We start from the raw sequence: 20,330 nt of genomic DNA on the forward strand, positions 1-20,330 counted from the left end.
TCGACTCCGGTCACCGTAGCCCCCCGCGGGACAATCCATCTTGATCCTCATCAATGATCCGGGTCACGAGCAGCAACCCGATCAGCGCCAGGAGCGAGAAGCCGGCGCCTGCGACGAAGGTCATCGCCGGTCCGACCGCTGTCCAAAGCGTTCCCGCAAGCACGCTGGCGGTCAGCAGTGCCAGACCCGTGAGCAGGTTGAACAGTCCGAAAGCGGTACCGCGCAGATCGGCGGGCGCAGCGTCGGCCACCAGCGTGGTCAGCAATCCCTGCGTCGCGCCCATGTGAAGGCCCCAGAACACGGTTCCCGCCAATACCCACCCCGTGGATGAAGCCACAGCCAGCAGCACATCGGCGACGATCAGGAAGGCGATGCCCAGTGCCAGCAGGCGCCTTCGATCGGCCCGATCAGACCAGTGTCCAAATGGCCACGCACTGGCGGCGTAGACCACGTTCATCACGATCATCACCACGGGCACATACGTCGCTGACAAGCCCACCGAACTGGCGCGCAGCAGCAGGAAGGCCTCACTGAAACGCGCGAGGGTCAACACCGTGGCGAAGGCGACGACTTGCCAGTACGCCGCAGGCAGCCGACGCAACTCATCCCGATGGATGGGCGAACGGCGGCGCGGTTGCGCATTCGCGTGCACCTCCGGTTCCCGCACGCCGAACACGATCAGCAGCACGGCAACGATGGCAGGCAGGACGGCGGCCCAGAACACCAGGCGGAAGTTGTCGTGTGTAACAGCCATCAGGAGCAAGGCGATCGCCGGTCCGGCGACCGCGCCAACGGTGTCCATCGACTGGCGCAGGCCATAGGCGGCACCGCGAGACTCGACCGGGGTGATGTCGGCCACCAGGGCGTCTCGCGGCGCGCCACGTATTCCCTTGCCGATACGGTCGACGAAGCGGGCCGTCAACACCAGCCCCAGCCCCTGCGCCAACGGAAACAGCGGCTTGGTGAGCGCGGCCAGACCGTAGCCCAGCAACACCAGCGGTTTGCGCTTGCCGATCCAATCGCTGAGGGTGCCCGAGAATACCTTCACGATCGCGGCGGTGGCCTCGGCGATGCCCTCGATGATGCCCAGGGACATGGCGCTCACCCCGAGTACGCCCACCAGGAACACCGGCAGCAGGCTGTGCACCAGTTCCGAGGATGTGTCCATGCACAGGCTGACAAGCCCAAGTGCGATGACACCTCGCGGCAAATGAACGCGGCGTGGCCGCGATCCGGCATCAGGTGTCATGGCATCCCGCTCGCTCAAGTGGTTCCGCCCTGGTAATCGTCGATTCGGCGGCTCAGGCCGTCAACGACAACGTAAATCTTGCAGGAGGTTGTTCGCGTATATATGATTCGTATATGGAATATACATGCAGGGGCGGACCATGGGCATCGTGAATATTGACGACAACCTGCACGACCAAGTGCGCAAGGCAAGCACCGTGTCGTGCAGGTCCATCAATGCCCAGGCGGCGTTCTGGATCAGGATCGGCATGCTTTGCGAAATGAATCCCACGCAAAGCTACAGCGAAATCCTTGCCCGTGAGCTGCGCGCCGCCGGCATCGTCGCCCAACCGGTGAAGGTCGCCGCGGCATGACCAAGCGGCCGGACGAAATCGCCCTTCTCGCGGAATCGGGCCGGCTGCTGGCTGAGGTGTTCGGTCACCTCGACCGGTTGGATCTGCTTGGCATGTCCACCATGGAGGTCAACGACCTGGTCGACGACTTGATCGCTCACGAGTTCGACGCACGCCCGGCGAGCAAGGGCCAATACGGCTATGCCTACGCAATCAACGCGTCCCCGAACCATGTGGTCTGTCACGGCGTCCCATCCCCCTCGGACATCCTGCGAGACGGAGACATCGTCAACTTCGATATCACGCTCGAGAAGAACGGCTACATCGCCGATTCCAGCAAAACGTACCTCGTGGGACAGGTTGCGCCGCCTGCGCGGCGGCTTGTGCAAACCACCTATGAGGCCATGTGGAAAGGCATCCAGGCCGTTCGCCCCGGCGCGACCCTCGGCGACGTGGGCCATGCCATCGAAAGCCACGCACGACAGCACGGCTATTCGGTGGTCAGGGAGTATTGCGGTCACGGCATCGGGCGGGAAATGCACGAAGAACCCCAGGTACTTCACTGGGGAAGGCCGCGTACCGGTCTGATATTGCGCGAAGGCATGGTTTTCACCATCGAGCCCATGTTGAACCTGGGCCGGCGAGCCGTGCGCACCGAAGGCGACGGCTGGACGGTCGTGACACGCGATGGCCAGCTATCCGCCCAGTTCGAGCACACCGTGGCCGTGGCCCCGGACGGCGTGCGGGTGCTGACCTTGCGTGCGGACGAGAAGCGATCACGCGGCTCTTCATGACAGGCGGTGCACCATGACACAGGACGACCTTGCCACTGCCTACCGCGACTACATCGCGTGCCTCAACGTCAGGGATTGGGACAGCCTGGGACGCTTTGTTCATCGCGATGTTCATCACAACGGGGTTTTGCTCGGCCTGAGTGGGTATCGGCACATGCTCGAAAGCGACGTCGAGCAGATACCTGACCTCGTGTTCGACATCCGCATCCTGATCGCGACACCTCCCCGACTCGCAGCCAGGCTATGGTTCGATGTCGCGCCCAAAGCGGACTTCCTCGGCCTTCCCGTGAACGGCCGGAGGGTCGGCTTTGCGGAGAACGTCTTCTACGAGTTCCGCGAAGGGCTCATTCGAGAGGTATGGTCGGTGGTCGACAAGGCGGCCATCGAGGCGCAGCTGAAAGCCGACGAGCAGCGATAGCGGAACGCGCCGGCCGAGGGCTCAGGAGAGCCGCTCCATCAACGCCAGGGCATTCGGTATGGCCTCGCCCCGCGCCGTGTTGTCGAAGATGCACCAGACGTCCTGCTTGTTCGCCTGCGCATCGCGTATGCGCAAGGCAATGCGCTCCAGGAATGCGTCGTCGTAGGCCGAGTAATACACGTCGGGGCTGCCGTGCAGGCGGAGGTAGAGCAGCCCCGGATCGCCTTCGCAAATCGCGTCGGCGACGGGCGATGGATCGGCCTGTACGCAGGCGATGCCCGCATCCTTCAGAACGGCATCCCCCAAGGGAGTGAACCAGGTCGCGTGGCGTGGTTCGCACGCGACCGGTAAGGGCGTGCGCTTGCGCAGTAGCTCGAAGAATGCGGCGGCTTTGGTTGCATTGAGCGCAAGGCTCGGCGGCAATTGCACGAGGAGGCAGCCCAGCGTCGTCCCGAGAGACGCGATCTCCCCGAGGAACGTTTCCAGAAGAGCATCGCATTCGCGCAAGCGTCGCTCGTGGGTGATGGTGCGTGGCATTTTCACGCTGAAGCGAAAGGACGCGGGCACGCTCTGGGCCCAGCGAAGATAGGTTTTCGGCTGATGCGGGCGGTAGAACGACGTATTGATTTCAACGCACGGGAACACCCGCACGTAACGTTGCAGGTGGCTGCCTTCCGTGGCGAACAGGTCGGCTGCCCTGGAGGGGATCGACCAGCCGGCACAGCCGATGCGAACCGATGGTTTTGTACGTCTCACCGGGCTCTCTCACTCATGGCGGGCCTTCGATCTTGCGATCAACGTGGTGCGAGCAATGTCGAGAGCGTGTCCGGTCGCTCCATGATCCGTTCCAGCCGCGGGTAGCGGAGTGTGCCGGCGTAGCGGATGGGCACGGTCGATCGCTGCCCGTCCTGCTCGATGGTCAGGACGACGGGGTGGTTCACGGACTCGCGAACCGCCTTCAGGAGCGCGTCGCGTCCGTACGGCGCGGCATCGACGGCCATGATCCGAATGCCCGGCCGCAATCCGGCCTGAAAGGAAGGACCGCCCCATGCCACCGCTCGAATCGTGCCGTCGGCTCGGGCCGTCACTCCGATCGAATAGGTGAGATCGACCACGCCGGCTTCCTCCTCGCTCGCACGGAAGGCCGCCGTGGGCGCATCGGTGAAGACCAGACGCCACCCGTGCCGTGTCAGCCCGCTGCTGGTGTCGAGTTCCTCGTGCCCGTCGATCCAGGCACGCAGGAATCGATCCCAGTCGGAGGGCGCGACGTCGTTCAGCGCATGGCATAGGTCGGCGAAGGTATAGGTGCGGGTCGGCGCACCGGGAGTGGCCCCGGCGAAGAAGCCGTGTGCGAAATCGTCGATGCCGCGGCGGCCGTGGCTGCGCTCGCGCAGTTCGGCATCGACAGCCAGCCACAACATCACGCCTTCCGAATAGTAGTCCCGGCGTCGCTGCCAGTCCCGCCATGGCACTGCCTGGCGAAGCATGAAGGACGGATAGTTGACGTCGTCCGACAAGGGGCGCCACGCGCGGCCGGGGCGCGCCGCGACCTCCGCCGCCTCCAACGCCAGCCGGTCGCGCAATTCGGCCGGAGTGAACTGGCCAGCCCGTGTGGCCAGCACACGCCCCCAGAACTCGGTCTGTCCTTCGTACATCCACAACAGGCTGCCCGCGACGGGCACGTTCGGCGTCGGTGCCCAGAGATCGGCCGGTGTCCGATAGAAGCCGTTCCAGGCATGGACGATCTCGTGGGCGATCAGGTCGCGCGAGAGGATCTGGTTTCCCCAGTCCCGAAACAGGGACGAATCCAGTTCGTTTTCGCTGGACGCCCGATGTTCCGTACCGCCGGAAGAGGCATCGTCGCCCAGCCGCGCGAGAATATCGTAGCGAGCGAAGGGCGTGCTTCCGAAGACAGCCCGCATCTGCCCGATCAGGTTGCGCAATTCGGCAAGTCGCGCATCTGGCACAACCAGATCATCGGGTCGCTGTGTGACGAGATCGAGCGATACGGCCCCTGCTCCAGGCGCGGTAAGCGCTATCTGCTTCGCATAACGGCCGGCGAGCACCGGTGCGTCGAGGAGCGTTTCGAGCGTCGTCACGTGGAATCGCGTCGTTGCTCCCTCCTTGCCATCGACCTCAAGCGCGGTGAAGGGACGCAAGCCCTCCGGCAAGGTCACCGTCGCCGCCACGGGAATGTTCCGCGCATACCAGCCCGCGGGATAGAGAACGAGGCGCTGCCACGGCACCGACACGATGTCCGGCGTGAGTAGATCGCCGCCCACGACCATCTGGAAGCGCACGTCGATCGCCTTCGTGCCGGGCGCTACGTCCAGATGGAAAGCATGCGGCTCGTACGCATCGCGCCGCCACGGAATCCGACGTCCCCCAGCCTCGATCACGAGCCCCGCGAGATCGGTGACGGTGAGGCTTGGGCCGTGGCTGGCGGGTTCCCATCGGGGATAGAGAAGCGTGATGGCGCCTCCGTTCCCAACGGGAATCCGTTCATGCATCGAGAAAATGCGACGCCGGACATCCGCGGCGTCGACGTCGAGCTCGATCGTGCCTTCGAATGGCCGATCGACCGGGAGGGCCACACTACGTGTGGGCTCGGTATAGACAGGGCCGCCTACGGACTGCGCCGCCGCCGGAACGCAGAAGAGAGCACATATCACGATTCCCGCGAACAGGCTGCGGAATGGGCCGGTGCCAGATGCCGTGCTGCTCATCGGGGGCGCTTGAAAGATGGCCGGCATGCCTCCCCTCACCTGCTGCCAGCAAGACCGTGCCGCTCGTTCTTGCGATGTCATCGCTTCCCGTCCGGTTCTTTGATCAGATCGATAAAGGCCCGCAGCGGCGACGGCATGTGCCGGCTGCGCGGATAGTAGAGCGCCAGGCCGGGCGATGGCGGGCACCAGTTGTCGAGAACGGTCACGAGCTGACCCGACTCCAGCAAGGGCTTGGCAAAGTAGTCGGGGACATAGGCAATGCCACGCCCGGCCGCCGCGGCTTGCACGAGGAGATCGCTGTCGTCGAGGGTGAGGTTGCCCGGCACGTCGACCGCGACCTCGGCGCCACGCCTCGAAAACTCCCAGCGATAGCGCTTTCCGCTGGGAAGACGCTGGCGGATGCAGCGATGTGCATGGAGGTCGCCCGGTGTCTTCGGTATGGCCCTGCCCTCCAGATAGGACGGCGCCGCCACCGCGATGAAGCGCACGTCGCCACCGAACCTCACTGCCACCATGTCTCGCGGCACGGCCTCCAACAAACGCACCCCGGCATCGAATCCCTGCTCCACGATATCGACGAGCCTGTCGTCGGAAACCAGATCCAGCTCCACATCGGGATAGCTATCGAGAAATCGCGGCACGACGTGTGCGAGCAGGATCCGGGCGCCGGGCGTGTTGGCGTTGATCCGCAACGTGCCGCTGGGGGTTCCGCGTTCTTCCGAGAGCGTGTCGAGCGCCAGATCGAGATCCTGGAGAACCGGATCGAGGCGCGCGAGCAGCCGCGCACCGGCCTGCGTGGGCGACACGCTGCGTGTCGTTCGATTGAAAAGCCGAACGCCCAGCTTCGCCTCCAGACCGATGATCGCGTGGCTCAGCGCGGAGCGCGAAACGCCCATGACATCGGCCGCCCGGCGGAAACTCCGGTGGTTGGCGACTGCCGCGAAAGCAGCCAGATCGCTCAGGCTCGGACGGGCCATTCGTGAATCACCTTCACTACCCCATTCAGGTTTGACGATCTTATATCACCAATGCCCGCAACCTACATTTTGGAGGTAAACAAAGAGGAACTTACGATGCGAAAGACATGGTTCATTACCGGCGCCAATTCGGGACTCGGTTTCGAAATGACGCAACAGCTGCTTGCCGACGGTCAAAAGGTGATCGCGACAGCCCGCCGTCCCGAAGCCCTGGAGCAACTCAGGCAGGACCATTCGGCCCAGTTGGACATCATCCCACTCGACCTCACGGAACCGGACAGCATCGCGTCGTCCATCGAGGAGGCCTTCGTGCGCCACCAACGGATAGATGTGATCGTCAGCAATGCCGGCTACGGCCTTTTCGGTGCCGCCGAAGAACTCACGCGTGCGCAAATCGACCGGCAGATCGCCACCAACCTTGCCGGATCGATTCACCTTATCCGTGCCGCACTTCCCTTTCTTCGTCAGCAAGGCGGCGGACGGATCATGCAGGTGTCTTCCGAAGGCGGGCAGATCGCTTATCCGGGTTTCAGCCTCTACCACGCGACCAAGTGGGGGATCGAAGGCTTCGTCGAATCCGTTGCCCAGGAAGTGGCTCCTTTCGGCATCGATTTCATCATCGCCGAGCCGGGCCCGACGGGCACGAATTTCGGGACCAACCTCGATCGCGCCAAGCCCTTGGCGGCCTATGAAGAAACACCTGCCGGCGCCATTCGGCGCGGGATCGGCGACGGGGGTTTCGAGATCAAGGGTGACGCGGCGAGGACCGTGGCCGCCATGATCTCGGCCGCCCGGAGCGACACCCCGCCATTACGTTTGACGCTGGGCAGCACGGCGTATGCCTCGATATCACAGGCACTTCGGGCCCGATCGAAGGCGCTCGAGCCACAACGGGAAGTGGCGCATTCGGCCGATCGACAGGTTCGGTGAGCGCATGTTTCAGACGCGACCGGCATCGGCGACCAGGGGATGACGTCGCCGAGCCGGTCAGACACTAAGGCCGCCGGACAGAGGTTGCTGTTTCGACCTCTCGTGCAACTTGCCTGGCAACTTCCACAAATGCACGGGCTGCCGCACTCTGATAGGCATCTCTGCGCTGGATAAGTACTGCAGTACGCTCCAATCGTACCGTATCAAGTTCGATCGCTATCAGGTCGTCGTACCCGAGGGCAATGTTCGCGGGCAATAGCGTGGAAAGTCCCGTGCTACGTACAATCTCGATCACAGCGCTAATGGAATTTGCTTCGAACTGAATCCTTGGATTGATCGCGTTCTGCAGGCAGAATCGATCAATCTGCTCACGTGTCGCGAATTCTGCGCTGAGCAACACAAGTGTCTCGGCGTGCAAATCCTGAAGCCCGATCGATACCTCCTTTTCAAGCGGGTGTCCGCGGCGCACGACCAAGGCCAGCGTCTCAACGAGGAGTCTGGCGTGGGCGATGCCAGGAGACCGGACCTCGGCGAACGCCAGTCCGATGTCGACTTCGTCGGCCAATAGAAGCTCCTCCGCTCGCTCCTGCGACATTTCACGCACGGACACGGTGATGTTGGGATGGCGGCCGTGGAATGCCTCGAACACCGGGCCAACCAGATAAGAGGTGAAAGTGGGAGTGATTGCGATTCGGACCGACCCACTGGCGAGATTGCTCACGTCATGGATAGCGCGCGTTCCTTCACGTAGTTGCAGCAACGCGCGACGCACGTACTGCAAATAAACCTCTCCCGCGTCAGTCAACCGCGTTGTCCGGCCAGATCGGTCGAACAGCTGTACGCCCAGGCCCTCTTCCAGCTGCTTCACCTGCTGAGATAGAGCAGGTTGCGAGATGTGCAGCGCCCCAGCCGCCCGCGTGAAACTGAGATGCTCCGCCACCGCAAGAAAGTAATGAACATCTCTGGAAAGCACGATTGCAGCCATAAGGAAATCCGATAAGTATCATCATAAAACAGACTTTTACCTTATGCCATGCCGCGCGTAGCCTTTGCTGCAGATCCCGCAGCGCGAGGCTCAACATGCAAGACATCATTGAAGGCTTTCTGAAATTCCGGAAGCATGGGTTTCCGAAGCGGCTTGAGCTCTTCAAGCACCGGCTTCTACTGGCAGCTTCGTATCCCTCGCCAACGATCCCGCCGTGCACGCGGCAAATTCGTCGCCTCGCATGCGCCTGGCCGCCGATAGGTTCGACCAATTAATGCGATGCAGCAATGGATACATTGCTCGCGCAAAAGCGCATTACGTCCCTGAACCAAAGCAATTACCCACCCACCCATTTCGATTGGAGCGTTGACCATGTCCGTTAAAGAAGTTCGCCCGCCTCTGCCGCCTTTCACCCGCGAGACGGCTATTGAAAAAGTGCGCCTCGCCGAAGACGGCTGGAACAGCCGCGATGCCGACAAGGTTTCCCTGGCTTATTCACTGGATACCAAGTGGCGCAACCGCGTCGAGTTCACGAACGGCCGCGAGGAAGCCCGGGATTTCCTTGCTCGCAAGTGGAAGAAGGAGCTTGAGTATCGTTTGATCAAGGAACTGTGGGCGTTCACCGATAACCGCATCGCCGTTCGTTATGCCTACGAGTGGCGCGACGACTCCGGCAACTGGTTCCGCTCGTATGGAAACGAGAATTGGGAGTTCGGTCCCGATGGCCTGATGGAGCGTCGTTTCTCGTGCATCAACGACATGCCAATCAAGGAAAGCGATCGCAAGTTTCATTGGCCTCTCGGTCGCCGCCCGGACGATCACCCGAGTCTGTCCGATCTGGGCATGTAGGCAACTGGAGACGTCTGAACGGGCTCCGCACAGCATGCTGGAGTTCTTCGCGAATTACAGTCGCCCATCCGACTGAATGCACCGGGTGTCCCACTGGCTCATCAATTGCTCGACACCTTTGAGATCCGCCATCAAGTCGGCCGAGCGGGACGTCACCAGATCGCGCTCGGCGTCTGTCATGGCGAGGGGGTTGCCGGCGATCAGGGCGGGAGAAATGGCGCGCGTCTGATTTTCCAGAAGACGCTGCCCCTGCTCGCTGATCAATCGCTGCTGGGTGTAGATGCCGGCATAACACTGCACTTCCGCATAGTCCATGTGCCCGAGTGCCCCCGTATCCCGGGCCGTTGTCCAGGCGCTATCGGACAGGGCCGACCACTCCAGACGGTATTGCAGGTGACCTTCGCTGGGAACCTGGCGACTTTGCCGAAGCGCCTGCAGCACATCCAGGTTCTTCGCCATGCGGGCCTGGTCCGCCTGCACGCTGGCGATGTTCTGCTTCACCAACCCGCGATTCTCACTGATCTCGCGCTCGATGTTTCTCCGGGCCTCGATCACCAGGGACCGGTGGTGGTAAGCCTCGACCAGCGATTCCAGGCTCAGTGCAATGAGCAGGCCGATGCTCACGATAGCCAGATGGATGAAGAACTGTCGCCACGTGGTCACGGCGTGGTCGGGCGCATGCACGTGCATCGCGTCGTCCTCTAAGGCGGCGGGGGCGGGAACGGGGGTCGGCGGCGTGGACGCGGACTCGGGAACGAGCTGGTCTGGTTCGGTCATAAATGGCCGTCATGGTCAACCGGCTCGATTCTAGTTCAATTCAATGGCCTTCATTTCGGTCGATCGCCTGCAAGGTTCAAGCGTCCGACAAGTCTCGCTCGCGCGTCGCGTCGTACTTTCGGATATCCGTCGAGAGCCGCTGACCCCATCGGGTGACAAAGGCGACGGTGTCGGCGGCCGCCAGGTGAGCGCTCAGGGCCTGTTGGTCTCGCCAACGCTCCATCACGAGCAGCCGCCCGCGAGACGCGTCAACCACGGCGGCGTCATAGGAAAGGGCGCCGTCCCGCTCGCGGGTGGCTTCGGCGAGATCGGCGAGGTCGCGGGTGAAGGCCGACAGGTCCGAGGGCGGAACCTGCACGTAACCGGTGACGATGAGCATGGCGAACGGCTCCGGGAGCTCGAGCAGGGAGAAGGGGGCCACTGCAATGGAGAAGCCCAGTTGGAATCAGGCGACGCTCAGAACGATCTTCCCCTGGATACCGCCCTCGGCGACACGCCGGTGCGCGCGGGCGGCCTCCGATAACGGAAAGACGCTGTCGATCACCACGCGGACGGACTGCCGGTCGAGGAGCGGCGCCACCTGCGCAAGTTGCGCGCCGTTCGAGCGGACCTGGGTTGACGACACCGTTATCCCGCGCCTCGCCGCGTCGTCATGACCTTCGAAGCCCAGGGGGTTGACCAGGAACAGGGCACCGCCGGGCTTGATCGCGCTCAGGAAGCGTTCCATCCGCGGACCGCCCACCGCGTCGAGCACCAGATCGACATCGCGAACCGCCGTCTCGACGGCGGTTTTTCCATAATCGATGAACTGGTCGACACCGAACTCGGTAAGCATCGTCGCATTCTTGGCGGAGGCCACGGCGATCACCCGCGCGCCGCGCGCCTTGGCCAGCTGCGTGGCCAGATGGCCCACACCCCCGCCCGCGCCATTGATCAACACCGTCCGGCCCTCGAGCTCGACGGGCGCATGCGGGAAATGCTGGAAGGGGTTGGGCGCGTCGTGACCCAGCTCGACCAGGAACTGCCACGCCGTCAGCAGGGACATCGGCGCGGCGGCCGCGTGGACATGATCCAGCCTGTCCGGCTTGCGGGCCAGGTGCGCCGCCGACGCGCTGACATACTCGGCGTAGGCACCGCCGCCGGTCATCACACCTTCGGGAAAACGCACCATGCCGTAGACCTCGTCGCCGACCTCGAAGCCGTCGACGTCGGCGGCGGTCGCTTCGACCACGCCGGAGATGTCGGTGCCCAGGACAAGCGGGAAGTCGGCGTCCGGACGCCACTCGGGCGGGAGGGCGCGATAGCCGTCGCGTAGATACCAGTCCGGCGGATTGAGGCCGACGGCCATGACACGGACCAACACTTCACCTGGCCGGACGTCCGGCTTGGGAGCGTCCTCGTAAATCAGCACTTCAGGCCCGCCAAAGGCGTGCAGTCGAACCGCTTTCATCGTCTCGCTCATATCGTTCTCCTTGCGAGACAAGGTAGCGACTGGCCCCGAAGTTGATAACTGGGGCGAAAATCGGTTCTATAGTTCCGCCATGGAACGAATAAGCCTTGATCGCCTCACCGGTCTGATCGCGTTCGCGCGCGTCGGCGCGCTCGGCAGCTACGCAGCGGCCGCGCGGTCGTTGTCGATTTCCCCCTCGGCGGTCAGCAAGAGCATCCAGCGACTCGAGCAGCGCCTGGGGGTCTCCCTGTTCACCCGGACCACCCGCTCGCTCGCATTCACACCCGAGGGTCGCGACCTCCACGAGCGCGCCTTGAGCCTGATTCGCCAGGCCGAGGAGATCGAGCAGATGGCGCTGACGGCCCGCTCGGCACCCCGCGGCCCATTGCGAGTGGCCGCCTCCCTGCCGATCGGCCTGCACGTGATCGCACCCGCCCTGCCCGCGTTCCGGCGGCGCTTTCCTGACGTGACGATCGATCTTCGGATCGGGGATCAGATGGTCGATCTGATCGACGAAGGAATCGACGTCGCCGTCCGTATCGGTGAGCTCCCCGACAGCCGCCTGCTGTCGCGCAAGCTGGCACCGTATCGGCTTTGCTGCCTTGCATCGCCGGCCTATCTCGCCGAGCACGGCGCGCCGGGCCATCCACATGACCTCGAAGGCCACAACACGGTCAACCTGCGCTACCAGAGCACAGGACAGATGTTTCGCTGGCCCTTCAAGATCGGCGGGCAGGAAATCGAGATTCTGCCGCGGTCCGACATCGTGGCGGATACCAGCGAGGCGGTGATGGCCGCGCTTGTCGCCGGCGGCGGCATCGGCATCGGTGCGTCGTTCGCCGCCGCGCCCTATATCGCGCGCGGAGAGCTGTCGCCGGTTCTCGCCGACTTCGCGGTCGAACGCCGGAATGTCACCGCGCTATGGCCCGAGAGCCGTCGCAGCAATCCAGCGGTCCGCGCCTTTCTGGATATGCTCGACCCGGCGTTCGAGCACAGGGCGAATGTGGAGGACCTGGCGAGCACGGGGCGCGATAGTGGCTAGCCCAAGCTCGCGGCGTCGTTACACGTGCTCGAGGGGTAACTCCAGATAAGTGACGACCTTGCCATTGCCGAGCGATGCCGTGCCCACAGGCCTGAAGCCCAGCGCGTAATGGAACGCATCGGAGGCAGGGTTCGGCGGGTCCGAGTTGACTTCGCACAGGATTCGATCGTGCCCCACCGCTTGAGCGCGATCGATGAGCTTCCGATAAAGAGTTTTGGCCAACCCCCTTCCACGCGCCGCTTGTGCAGTCACAACCCGGTCCACGTAGATAAAACGAGAGTAGCGGGCACGAAACCACAGGAAATTGGGGCTGTCATAGTCCGCTGCTTGATCGAAAGCGATCAACATCGCGTCGGCAGGACCAGCCCGTTCAGCCATGAAGGCCCTGTCGATCAGCGTCATCAGGCGATCTTCGTCCAACCATGAAAGCTCGACCGCATGGTCGTTATTCAGCTTTACCAAGGCCGTGAGCAGATCCTCGGATTCGGATAAATCATGCTTGCTTATGGTGGTTAGCATGTTGTGTCTCCAAGTCCCCAACCAGACTTCCGATCAGATTTCGGACCCAGCGGTGGCCCGCATGCCTGTGACATCTCTCGTGCCAGATCAGGCTGACATTGAATTGTTCACCTAGCCAGGGCAGGTCAACCATCGTGAGTTTTTCTGATTGCCTGAGAAACAGGCGCCTCGGCACGAGTGCAACCAAATCGCTATCCAGGACGATCTCCGGCAGTAACAAGAAGGAGGCCGCGGACAAGACGACGTTGCGCCGGTAACCCAGTGTCGCCAGAGCACTGTCCACCGGTGTTTCGAAGTCGCCGCCCCGCCGTGACACCACGACGTGCTCCAGTTCGACATATTCGTCGATGGTCATACCCGCTTTCAGCCGAGGATGACCGTGCCTTCCTATAAGGACATAACTTTCGTCGAATAAGTGGCAGGTCCGCAGGTGCGGGGCCGACCGCTCGGGCGTAGCGATAACAAGATCGACTTCGCTATTCCCCAATTGCTGCTCCATCTGCTCGGGCACCAGATGCCGTACGGCCACCCGAACTCCGGGCGCCATCTGCCGGAGAGCCAGGACGAACGGCATCACCACGGCTGCCTGGATGTAGTCGGTACAGCCGATCGATACGGTCAGTTCTGCCTTGCTGGGATCGAAGTCCTGATGAGAACGCAGCGCATTGCGCACGTGATCCAGCGCGTCTCTCAGTTGCGGTGCAAGTTCGATGGCCTTGGCGGTCGGGATCATGCCCCGACGAGTCGGGAGCAGAAGCGGGTCGTCGAACACATCCCGAAGCCGCGCCAGTTGCGCACTTACGGCCGGCTGACTGAGGTGCAGTCGATCTGCCGCTTTGGTGACGTTTTGTTCGGCAAGCAGCACGTCGAGCGTCACCAAGAGATTGAGGTCGATACGACTGTCATTCATCCCGTTTATTCCTGATCGCTGCGCAATCAATGCCGCCGACGCGAAGACCGGCGGTTAGGTATTCGCCACATGGATAGCAATGACTAGAATAATCGATTTCACAAATTTCGGTCGGATGCCTATGTTGAGGGGACACAGCTCTCAACACACGGAATCGTCTCGTGAAAAAAAATATTCTCCTCGTTTACGCGCACCCTGAGCCCACTTCGCTGACACGGCAGCTGGTCGACGTGACCGCTGAGACGTTGTCGTCGGCGGGGCACACCGTGGTCCATTCGGACCTCTACGGCATGAAATGGAAGGCGGTGTACGACGCCGAAGACTTTCCGGTACGCAATAACCCTGAACGGCTGTCGTTCATCATGGAGTCCGGCCATGCTTACGCGGGCGGACATCAGACGCCCGACGTGATCGCCGAGCAGCAGAAGCTGCTCGAGGCCGATGCTGTCGTCCTGCAATTTCCGCTGTGGTGGTACGGCGTGCCCGCGATCCTGAAGGGCTGGATAGAGCGGGTGTATGCCTTCGGATTTGCCTACGGCTATCAGAATGGCTCCAACCAGTTCCGCTTTGGCGAGGGCATCCTCAAGGGCAAGCGAGCGCTGGTTAACGTGCAGGCAGGCGGTCCGGTGGCCGACTATGGCCCGCGGGGTATCAACGGGCCGATAGAGCAACTGTTGTTCCCGCTGACTCATGGCGCGCTGTTCTACCCCGGCATGGACGTGCTCCCAACGCATGCGGTCTATGGCGCGGGTCACGTTTCCACGGCGGAGGAAGTGGACGCGATCAAGGCAGCATGGCGGTTGCGTCTTGCTGGGCTATTCACCGACAAGCCCATTCCCTTCCGTTTGCAGAACGGCGGCGACTTCCCCGATCGCCACACCATGGCCGACCACGTCGCTCCGGGCCAAAGCGGCCTCGCCGCGCACTTTGCCGATCTGGTCGACGCATAACCGATGTCGCCTGCATTGTTCGCGCTTGCCGTGGCGGCCTTCGCCATCGGCACGACGGAGTTCGTCATGATCGGGCTTGTCCCGGAAGTCGCGCGCGATCTTGCGGTGACGATACCCCAAGCGGGCCTGCTTGTGACTGGCTATGCCCTGGCCGTGACCGTTGCAGCGCCGACGGTCACGGCCCTTACGGGAAGGCTTCCCCGCCGCGGTCTCGTGGTTGGACTGATGGCTCTGTTCACGCTCGGCAATCTGCTTGGCGGCGCTGCGCCGACTTATGAAGTGCTGCTGGCCGGGCGGATCGTGACCGGAGTGGCACACGGCGTGTTCTTCGCCGTCGGCGCGCCGATTGCGATGAGCCTGGCCGATCGTGAGCGCGGCGCGCGAGCGGTCGCGACGATGTTCGCAGGCCTCACCCTTGCCATGGTCATCGGTGTCCCGTTCGGCACCATCGTCGGACAGAACCTCGGGTGGCGTGCACCGCTGCTGGCTGTGGCTGTGTTCGGATGCCTCGCGACGGTGCTATTGCGACTTCTGTTGCCGAGAGAAATCCCCCATTCTCGGCCCGCCGGATGGCAGTCGCAGTTCGCCGTACTGATGAAACCCCGCCTCCTGGCGCTCTACTTCATCGCCATGACCGGGTTCGGCGGATCGTTCGTGGTTTTCACCTTTCTCGCGCCGCTGCTGATGGAGGTCACCCGCGTGTCTCCGGCCGCCGTCAGCCTGGCGCTTATGGCATTCGGCGTAGCTGCGGTAGTCGGGAATGTTGGCGGGGGCAGGCTTAGCGATGCACTCGGCACGCGGCGCGGCCTGGTAGCAGCGCTGGTCGGTCTCGTCCTGGCGCTTGCGACACTGCCCTTTTCGGCCCCGCACGTCCTGACCATGTTCGCCAACCTGCTCCTCTGGTCTGCCTGCTGCTTCTGTCTTGGCCCCATCGTTCAGTCGGGTGTGGTCGCGGCCGCGGAAGAGGTCGCGCCCGACGCGGTCGCGACCGCCTCGGGCCTCAACATCGCCGCGTTCAACTTGGGCATCGCAACGTTCTCGGCGATTGGCGGCCTGCTCGTGAGGGGCCCCGGGATTCTGACGACGCCCTGGGGAGGCGCAGCCGCTGGCTGCGCCGCGCTCGTCGCGAGCTTGTTCGTTCGCTCACGGCGGCCGAGGGCGCCGTGCGAGACGGTCTGAAATGACCTTGGATCACGACCTCGGATCACTTCCGCTCGATCATCAACAGGTCGCCCAAACCCGCGTGTCAAAGGGATTGGCTGTGATCAACATGGCGCGCTACTGTCTCTTTTACAGTCAAGAGCACACGCCTTGTGCTGGCGCCCTGTTTGGGCGGGTTCCAGTGAGGCATGAAGCCGAGCAACGGCGCTTATCCGACCAAGGCTTCCAGTTCCTCGGACGCCGCGCGTGGCAAGCGTCGCCCTTCCTTCGCCACGTTGACCTGCAAGGCCACCCGCGCCACTTCCAGCATCGTTTGCGCCAGCGAGTAGCTGCCCCTGGCCTGCAACCAGACCAGCACGTCGGCTAGGTGCCAGATCGACGCGCTGCCCTCATGCACCGGTGCCGGGAAGCTGCCCGGATGGGCCAGCATCAGCTTGCGCATGTTCTGCCGTGACACGCCGACAATCTCGGCCACGTCGGTCAGACCGACCAGATCGGGTGCGACTTCGATCAGCCGCGCCGACGGCGCGGCGCGGCGCACATCGGCCAGCGCGCTGCGCATGGCCTCGCCGGCATCGGCCGCTTCGCGGGTGAACTCCAGGGCCAACCGCCCCGGCTGGCCGATGCCGACCAAGGCATCGTCGCAACCGGCTTCGCCCAAACGCTCGACCAGTGCATCCGGGTCGCGGTCGTCATCGGCAAGCTGATATTTCAAGATGAAGGTGTATTCCATCGCGCTACTCCTTGGCATCGTCATCAGCTTCGCGCTGCGTGCGATGCGTGGTGCAGTTGTCCACGACGCGCCGCAAGGCCCGGGCGTGGTTGCCGGGGTTCTTCGGCGTGCTCCATACCGACGCGATGCAAAACTCGCCGCAGCGGCACTCCTCGTCGTTGTACGGGCAATAAACCCGGCCCCAAGCGTGGCTGCCGCCGATGTCGACGCGCCAACCCTGCGCTTCGGCATGCCTGAGGGCGTCCTCGACCTCTTTCTTCGGATGAGACGGACGGGCCATCAATGATCTCCAATATCAGGATGAAGGCCGTGGTTGTCAAGTGACAACCACGGCCTTCATTTCAGGCCTCGCCTAAGGAGCTCAATTCACTCCCACTCAATCGTCGCCGGCGGCTTCCCCGAAATGTCATAAACAACGCGAGAAATGCCACGCAACTCATTGATAATACGAGTTGAGCACTTGTCGAGAAAATCGTACGGCAGGTGTGCCCAGTGCGCCGTCATGAAGTCGATCGTCTCCACCGCGCGCAACGCGATCACCCACTCGTAGGCCCGGCCGTCGCCCACCACGCCCACCGAGCGCACCGGCAGGAACACCGCGAACGCCTGGCTCACGCGGTCGTAGAGGCCATGGGCCCGCAGTTCCTCGATGAAGATGTTGTCGGCGCGCTGGAGCAGGTCCACGTATTCCGGCTTCACTTCGCCGAGCACGCGCACACCGAGGCCGGGGCCCGGGAACGGGTGGCGGTAGACCATTTCGCGCGGCAGGCCCAGCTCCACACCGATGCGGCGCACCTCGTCCTTGAACAGTTCGCGCAGCGGCTCCACCAGCTTGAGCTTCATGTGCTCCGGCAGGCCGCCCACGTTGTGATGGCTCTTGATGACGTGCGCCTTGCCGGTCTTGCTGCCGGCGGACTCGATCACGTCCGGATAAATCGTGCCCTGGGCCAGCCACTTCACGCCTTCGAGCTTTGCGGACTCCTCGTCGAACACCTCGACGAACAGGCGGCCGATGACCTTGCGCTTGGCTTCCGGATCTTCCACGCCGGCCAGCGCGTCGAAGAAGCGCTGCTTCGCGTCCACGCGAATGACGTGCACGCCCATGTGCTCGGCCATCGTGGACATGACCTGGTCGCCTTCCTGGTACCGAAGCAGGCCGGTGTCGACGAAGACGCAGGTGAGCTGGTCGCCGATGGCCTTTTCGAGCAGGGCCGCCACCACCGAGGAATCGACGCCGCCGCTCAGGCCCAGCAGCACGCGGTCGCTGCCGACCTGGGCGCGCACGCGCTCCACCGCGTCGTCGATGATGTGGGCGGCGTCCCAGAGCGTGGCGGAACCGCAGAGGTCGACGACGAAGCGGCGGAGCAGTTCCATGCCGCGCTTGGTGTGGGTGACCTCGGGATGGAACTGGAGACCGTAGAAGCGGCGCTTGTCGTCCGCCATCGCCGCCAGCGGCAGGCTCGATGTGGAGGCGGTGACGCTGAAGCCTTCCGGGATCGCGGTGACGCGGTCGCCATGCGACATCCACACGCCCAGCGACTCGCCGTCCTGCACTACCGTTTCGAACAGCGCGCAGTTGCCGAAGGTGATGGTGGCCGGGCCGAATTCGCGATGGTGCCCTGCTTCGACCTTGCCGCCGAGTTGCTCGGCCATGGTCTGCATGCCGTAGCAGATGCCGAGCACCGGCACGCCGAGTTCGAACACCACCTGCGGCGCACGCGGGGATGCGTCTTCGGTGACCGACTCAGGGCCGCCCGAGAGGATGACGCCGCGCGGCGCGAAGCCGCGGATTTCCTCCGGTGCGTGATCCCAGGCCCACACTTCGCAATAGACGCCGATCTCGCGGATGCGGCGGGCGATCAGCTGCGTGTACTGCGAACCGAAGTCGAGGATCAGGATCTTGTCGCTATGGATATCGGTCATCGTGGCAGCCTGCGGATTGAATAGCTGAAAAAGCAGAACGCCCACTTGCGGCGGGCGTCCTGGGTCACCTGGAGCGAGCGCCTGGGCGCATCAGTCCAGGCGGTAGTTCGGTGCTTCCTTCGTGATCTGGATGTCGTGCGGATGCGCTTCGCGCACGCCCGCACCGGTCACCTTCACAAACTGGGCCTTGGCGTGGATTTCCTCCACCGTGGCCGCGCCCATGTAACCCATGGAGGCACGCAGGCCGCCGATGAGCTGATGGATGATGTTGCGCAGCGGCCCGCGGTACGGCACACGGCCTTCGATGCCTTCCGGCACGAGCTTGTCGGCGTCCGCTTCGTCCTGGAAGTAGCGGTCCTTCGAGCCCAGCTGCATGGCGCCGATGGAACCCATGCCACGGTAGCTCTTGTACGAGCGGCCCTGGAACAGTTCGACTTCGCCCGGGGCTTCCTCGGTACCGGCGAACATGGAGCCGAGCATCACCGACGACGCACCGGCGGCCAGCGCCTTGGGAATGTCGCCCGAATAGCGGATGCCGCCGTCGGCGATGAGCGGGATCTCGCCCTTCAGCGCCGTGGCCACGAGATCGATGGAGGTGATCTGCGGCACGCCGATGCCGGTGACGATGCGGGTGGTGCAGATGGAGCCAGGACCCACACCGACCTTCACGGCGTCGACGCCGGCGTCGAGCAGCGCACGCGCCGCCTCGCCCGTGACGATGTTGCCGGCGATGACCTGCACCTGCGGGAAGCGCTTCTTCACCCAGGCAGCACGGTCGATCACGGACTGCGAATGACCGTGCGCGGTGTCCACCACGATGACGTCGACGCCGGCATCGACCAGCGCTTCCACGCGCTGCTCGGTGTCGCCGGCCACGCCGACGGCGGCGCCCACCACCAGGCGCTCATGCGAGTCCTTGGCGGCGTTGGGGTTGTCGCGGGCCTTCTGGATGTCCTTCACCGTGATGAGGCCACGGAGCTGGAAACCGTCGTTGACGACCAGGACCTTCTCGATGCGGTTCTTGTGCAGGAGCTGCAGCACTTCGTCGTGCGAGGCGCCCTCGCCCACCGTGACCAGGCGGTCTTCGCGGGTCATGATGTTGCGCACAGGGTCGTCGTGCTTGCGCTCGAAACGCAGGTCGCGGCTGGTGACGATGCCGACGAGCTTTTCGCCGTCGACCACCGGCACGCCGGAGATGTTGTGCGCACGGGTCAGCTGGAGCACTTTGCCGATAGAAGTGTCGGGGCGCACGGTGATGGGATTGCGGATGACGCCGGCTTCGAACTTCTTCACCAGGCGCACTTCGGCGGCCTGCTGCTCGAACGTCATGTTCTTGTGGATGATGCCGATGCCGCCGTTCTGCGCCATGGTGATGGCAAGGCGGGCCTCGGTGACGGTGTCCATGGCGGCGGACACGATGGGGATGTTCAGGCGGAGACCGCGCGTGAAGCGCGTCGAGGTGTCCACATCGCGCGGCATGACCGTGGAGTGGCCGGGAACCAGAAACACGTCGTCGTAAGTGAGTGCCTCGGCAAGGATGCGCATAGCATTAGTCCCGCGAGTAAATCGCGGCATTATAGCGTGCGTTGCAGCAAAGCGACAGAGC

The 20,330-nt window shown here is 63.5% G+C and carries 22 protein-coding genes; 8 read left to right on the forward strand and 14 right to left on the reverse strand.

What is annotated here, in order from left to right; all coding sequences use genetic code 11:
• Window positions 1–10 precede the first annotated feature (10 nt).
• Window positions 11–1,249 carry an MFS transporter gene (locus tag HBF26_RS12740; RefSeq protein ID WP_167126974.1) on the reverse strand — a complete coding sequence of 413 codons (1,239 nt, stop codon included), beginning with the start codon at window positions 1,247–1,249 and terminating at the stop codon, window positions 11–13.
• A 139-nt stretch (window positions 1,250–1,388) separates the two neighbouring features.
• Between HBF26_RS12740 and HBF26_RS12745 the strand changes: the two genes are divergently transcribed.
• From HBF26_RS12745 to HBF26_RS12755, 3 genes are read left to right on the forward strand one after another with little or no spacing between them, the layout of a single operon-like run.
• Window positions 1,389–1,601 (forward strand): ParD-like family protein, encoded by a 213-nt coding sequence (locus HBF26_RS12745; protein ID WP_167127336.1) that lies wholly within the window; start codon window positions 1,389–1,391, stop codon window positions 1,599–1,601.
• Entirely contained in the window at window positions 1,598–2,374 is a 777-nt protein-coding gene (gene map, locus HBF26_RS12750) for a type I methionyl aminopeptidase (RefSeq protein ID WP_167126977.1), read from the forward strand. Before HBF26_RS12745 ends, map begins: the two co-directional genes overlap by 4 nt.
• A 13-nt stretch (window positions 2,375–2,387) precedes the next feature.
• On the forward strand, window positions 2,388–2,792 hold the full coding sequence (locus HBF26_RS12755) for an ester cyclase (RefSeq protein WP_167126980.1): 405 nt from the start codon (window positions 2,388–2,390) through the stop codon (window positions 2,790–2,792).
• 21 nt (window positions 2,793–2,813) lie between these two features.
• Here the strand turns inward: HBF26_RS12755 and HBF26_RS12760 are convergent, their stop codons facing one another.
• The 3 genes from HBF26_RS12760 to HBF26_RS12770 form a co-directional block, all read right to left on the reverse strand.
• Complete coding sequence (locus tag HBF26_RS12760; protein WP_167126983.1) at window positions 2,814–3,548, reverse strand: DUF72 domain-containing protein; 735 nt, start codon at window positions 3,546–3,548, stop codon at window positions 2,814–2,816.
• Between the two features lie 38 nt (window positions 3,549–3,586).
• On the reverse strand, window positions 3,587–5,479 hold the full coding sequence (locus tag HBF26_RS12765; RefSeq protein ID WP_275690590.1) for a M61 family metallopeptidase: 1,893 nt from the start codon (window positions 5,477–5,479) through the stop codon (window positions 3,587–3,589).
• Between the two features lie 116 nt (window positions 5,480–5,595).
• The gene (locus tag HBF26_RS12770; protein ID WP_167126989.1) at window positions 5,596–6,495 is read right to left on the reverse strand and encodes a LysR family transcriptional regulator; all 900 of its coding nucleotides are present in this window, start codon (window positions 6,493–6,495) and stop codon (window positions 5,596–5,598) included.
• Between the two features lie 96 nt (window positions 6,496–6,591).
• On the opposite strand from HBF26_RS12770, the gene HBF26_RS12775 reads away from it, so the two are divergent.
• A complete protein-coding gene (locus tag HBF26_RS12775) occupies window positions 6,592–7,425 on the forward strand; it encodes an SDR family oxidoreductase (protein WP_167127339.1) in 834 nt (277 codons plus the stop codon).
• Between the two features lie 64 nt (window positions 7,426–7,489).
• Here HBF26_RS12775 and cynR read toward each other — a convergent pair whose 3' ends face one another.
• On the reverse strand, window positions 7,490–8,410 hold the full coding sequence (gene cynR / locus HBF26_RS12780; RefSeq protein WP_167126992.1) for a transcriptional regulator CynR: 921 nt from the start codon (window positions 8,408–8,410) through the stop codon (window positions 7,490–7,492).
• Window positions 8,411–8,782: 372 nt separating this feature from the next.
• Between cynR and HBF26_RS12785 the strand changes: the two genes are divergently transcribed.
• On the forward strand, window positions 8,783–9,259 hold the full coding sequence (locus tag HBF26_RS12785) for a nuclear transport factor 2 family protein (protein ID WP_167127343.1): 477 nt from the start codon (window positions 8,783–8,785) through the stop codon (window positions 9,257–9,259).
• Between the two features lie 54 nt (window positions 9,260–9,313).
• On the opposite strand, the gene HBF26_RS12790 is transcribed toward HBF26_RS12785, so the two are convergent.
• From HBF26_RS12790 to HBF26_RS12800, 3 genes are all read right to left on the reverse strand, one after another.
• Complete coding sequence (locus tag HBF26_RS12790; RefSeq protein ID WP_167126995.1) at window positions 9,314–10,036, reverse strand: hypothetical protein; 723 nt, start codon at window positions 10,034–10,036, stop codon at window positions 9,314–9,316.
• 76 nt (window positions 10,037–10,112) lie between these two features.
• Window positions 10,113–10,415: a putative quinol monooxygenase gene (locus tag HBF26_RS12795; RefSeq protein ID WP_167126998.1), complete on the reverse strand. Its 303-nt coding sequence runs from the start codon at window positions 10,413–10,415 to the stop codon at window positions 10,113–10,115.
• A gap of 66 nt (window positions 10,416–10,481) precedes the next feature.
• Window positions 10,482–11,498 (reverse strand): NADP-dependent oxidoreductase, encoded by a 1,017-nt coding sequence (locus HBF26_RS12800; RefSeq protein ID WP_167127001.1) that lies wholly within the window; start codon window positions 11,496–11,498, stop codon window positions 10,482–10,484.
• Window positions 11,499–11,577: 79 nt separating this feature from the next.
• On the opposite strand from HBF26_RS12800, the gene HBF26_RS12805 reads away from it, so the two are divergent.
• Window positions 11,578–12,528, forward strand: coding sequence for a LysR family transcriptional regulator (locus HBF26_RS12805; protein ID WP_193569893.1), 951 nt, complete (start codon window positions 11,578–11,580; stop codon window positions 12,526–12,528).
• An 18-nt stretch (window positions 12,529–12,546) separates the two neighbouring features.
• Here HBF26_RS12805 and HBF26_RS12810 read toward each other — a convergent pair whose 3' ends face one another.
• Complete coding sequence (locus HBF26_RS12810) at window positions 12,547–13,047, reverse strand: GNAT family N-acetyltransferase (protein WP_167127004.1); 501 nt, start codon at window positions 13,045–13,047, stop codon at window positions 12,547–12,549.
• The gene (locus tag HBF26_RS12815; RefSeq protein ID WP_167127007.1) at window positions 13,022–13,957 is read right to left on the reverse strand and encodes a LysR family transcriptional regulator; all 936 of its coding nucleotides are present in this window, start codon (window positions 13,955–13,957) and stop codon (window positions 13,022–13,024) included. The genes HBF26_RS12810 and HBF26_RS12815 overlap by 26 nt, the downstream gene beginning before the upstream one ends.
• 161 nt (window positions 13,958–14,118) lie before the next feature.
• On the opposite strand from HBF26_RS12815, the gene HBF26_RS12820 reads away from it, so the two are divergent.
• Both HBF26_RS12820 and HBF26_RS12825 read left to right on the forward strand, forming a co-directional pair.
• A complete protein-coding gene (locus tag HBF26_RS12820) occupies window positions 14,119–14,907 on the forward strand; it encodes a flavodoxin (RefSeq protein WP_167127010.1) in 789 nt (262 codons plus the stop codon).
• A gap of 3 nt (window positions 14,908–14,910) precedes the next feature.
• A complete protein-coding gene (locus tag HBF26_RS12825; RefSeq protein WP_167127013.1) occupies window positions 14,911–16,086 on the forward strand; it encodes an MFS transporter in 1,176 nt (391 codons plus the stop codon).
• A gap of 190 nt (window positions 16,087–16,276) precedes the next feature.
• Here the strand turns inward: HBF26_RS12825 and HBF26_RS12830 are convergent, their stop codons facing one another.
• The 4 genes from HBF26_RS12830 to guaB form a co-directional block, all read right to left on the reverse strand.
• Window positions 16,277–16,801, reverse strand: a complete 525-nt coding sequence (locus HBF26_RS12830; protein ID WP_167127016.1) for a helix-turn-helix transcriptional regulator — start codon at window positions 16,799–16,801, stop codon at window positions 16,277–16,279.
• 4 nt (window positions 16,802–16,805) lie between these two features.
• Entirely contained in the window at window positions 16,806–17,081 is a 276-nt protein-coding gene (locus HBF26_RS12835) for a hypothetical protein (RefSeq protein ID WP_167127019.1), read from the reverse strand.
• Between the two features lie 86 nt (window positions 17,082–17,167).
• A complete protein-coding gene (guaA, locus tag HBF26_RS12840) occupies window positions 17,168–18,724 on the reverse strand; it encodes a glutamine-hydrolyzing GMP synthase (protein ID WP_167024421.1) in 1,557 nt (518 codons plus the stop codon).
• A gap of 90 nt (window positions 18,725–18,814) precedes the next feature.
• Entirely contained in the window at window positions 18,815–20,269 is a 1,455-nt protein-coding gene (guaB, locus tag HBF26_RS12845) for an IMP dehydrogenase (protein ID WP_167127022.1), read from the reverse strand.
• Between the last annotated feature and the right edge of the window lie 61 nt (window positions 20,270–20,330).

The organism is Luteibacter jiangsuensis, assembly GCF_011742555.1.
GTDB classification, from domain to species: domain Bacteria; phylum Pseudomonadota; class Gammaproteobacteria; order Xanthomonadales; family Rhodanobacteraceae; genus Luteibacter; species Luteibacter jiangsuensis.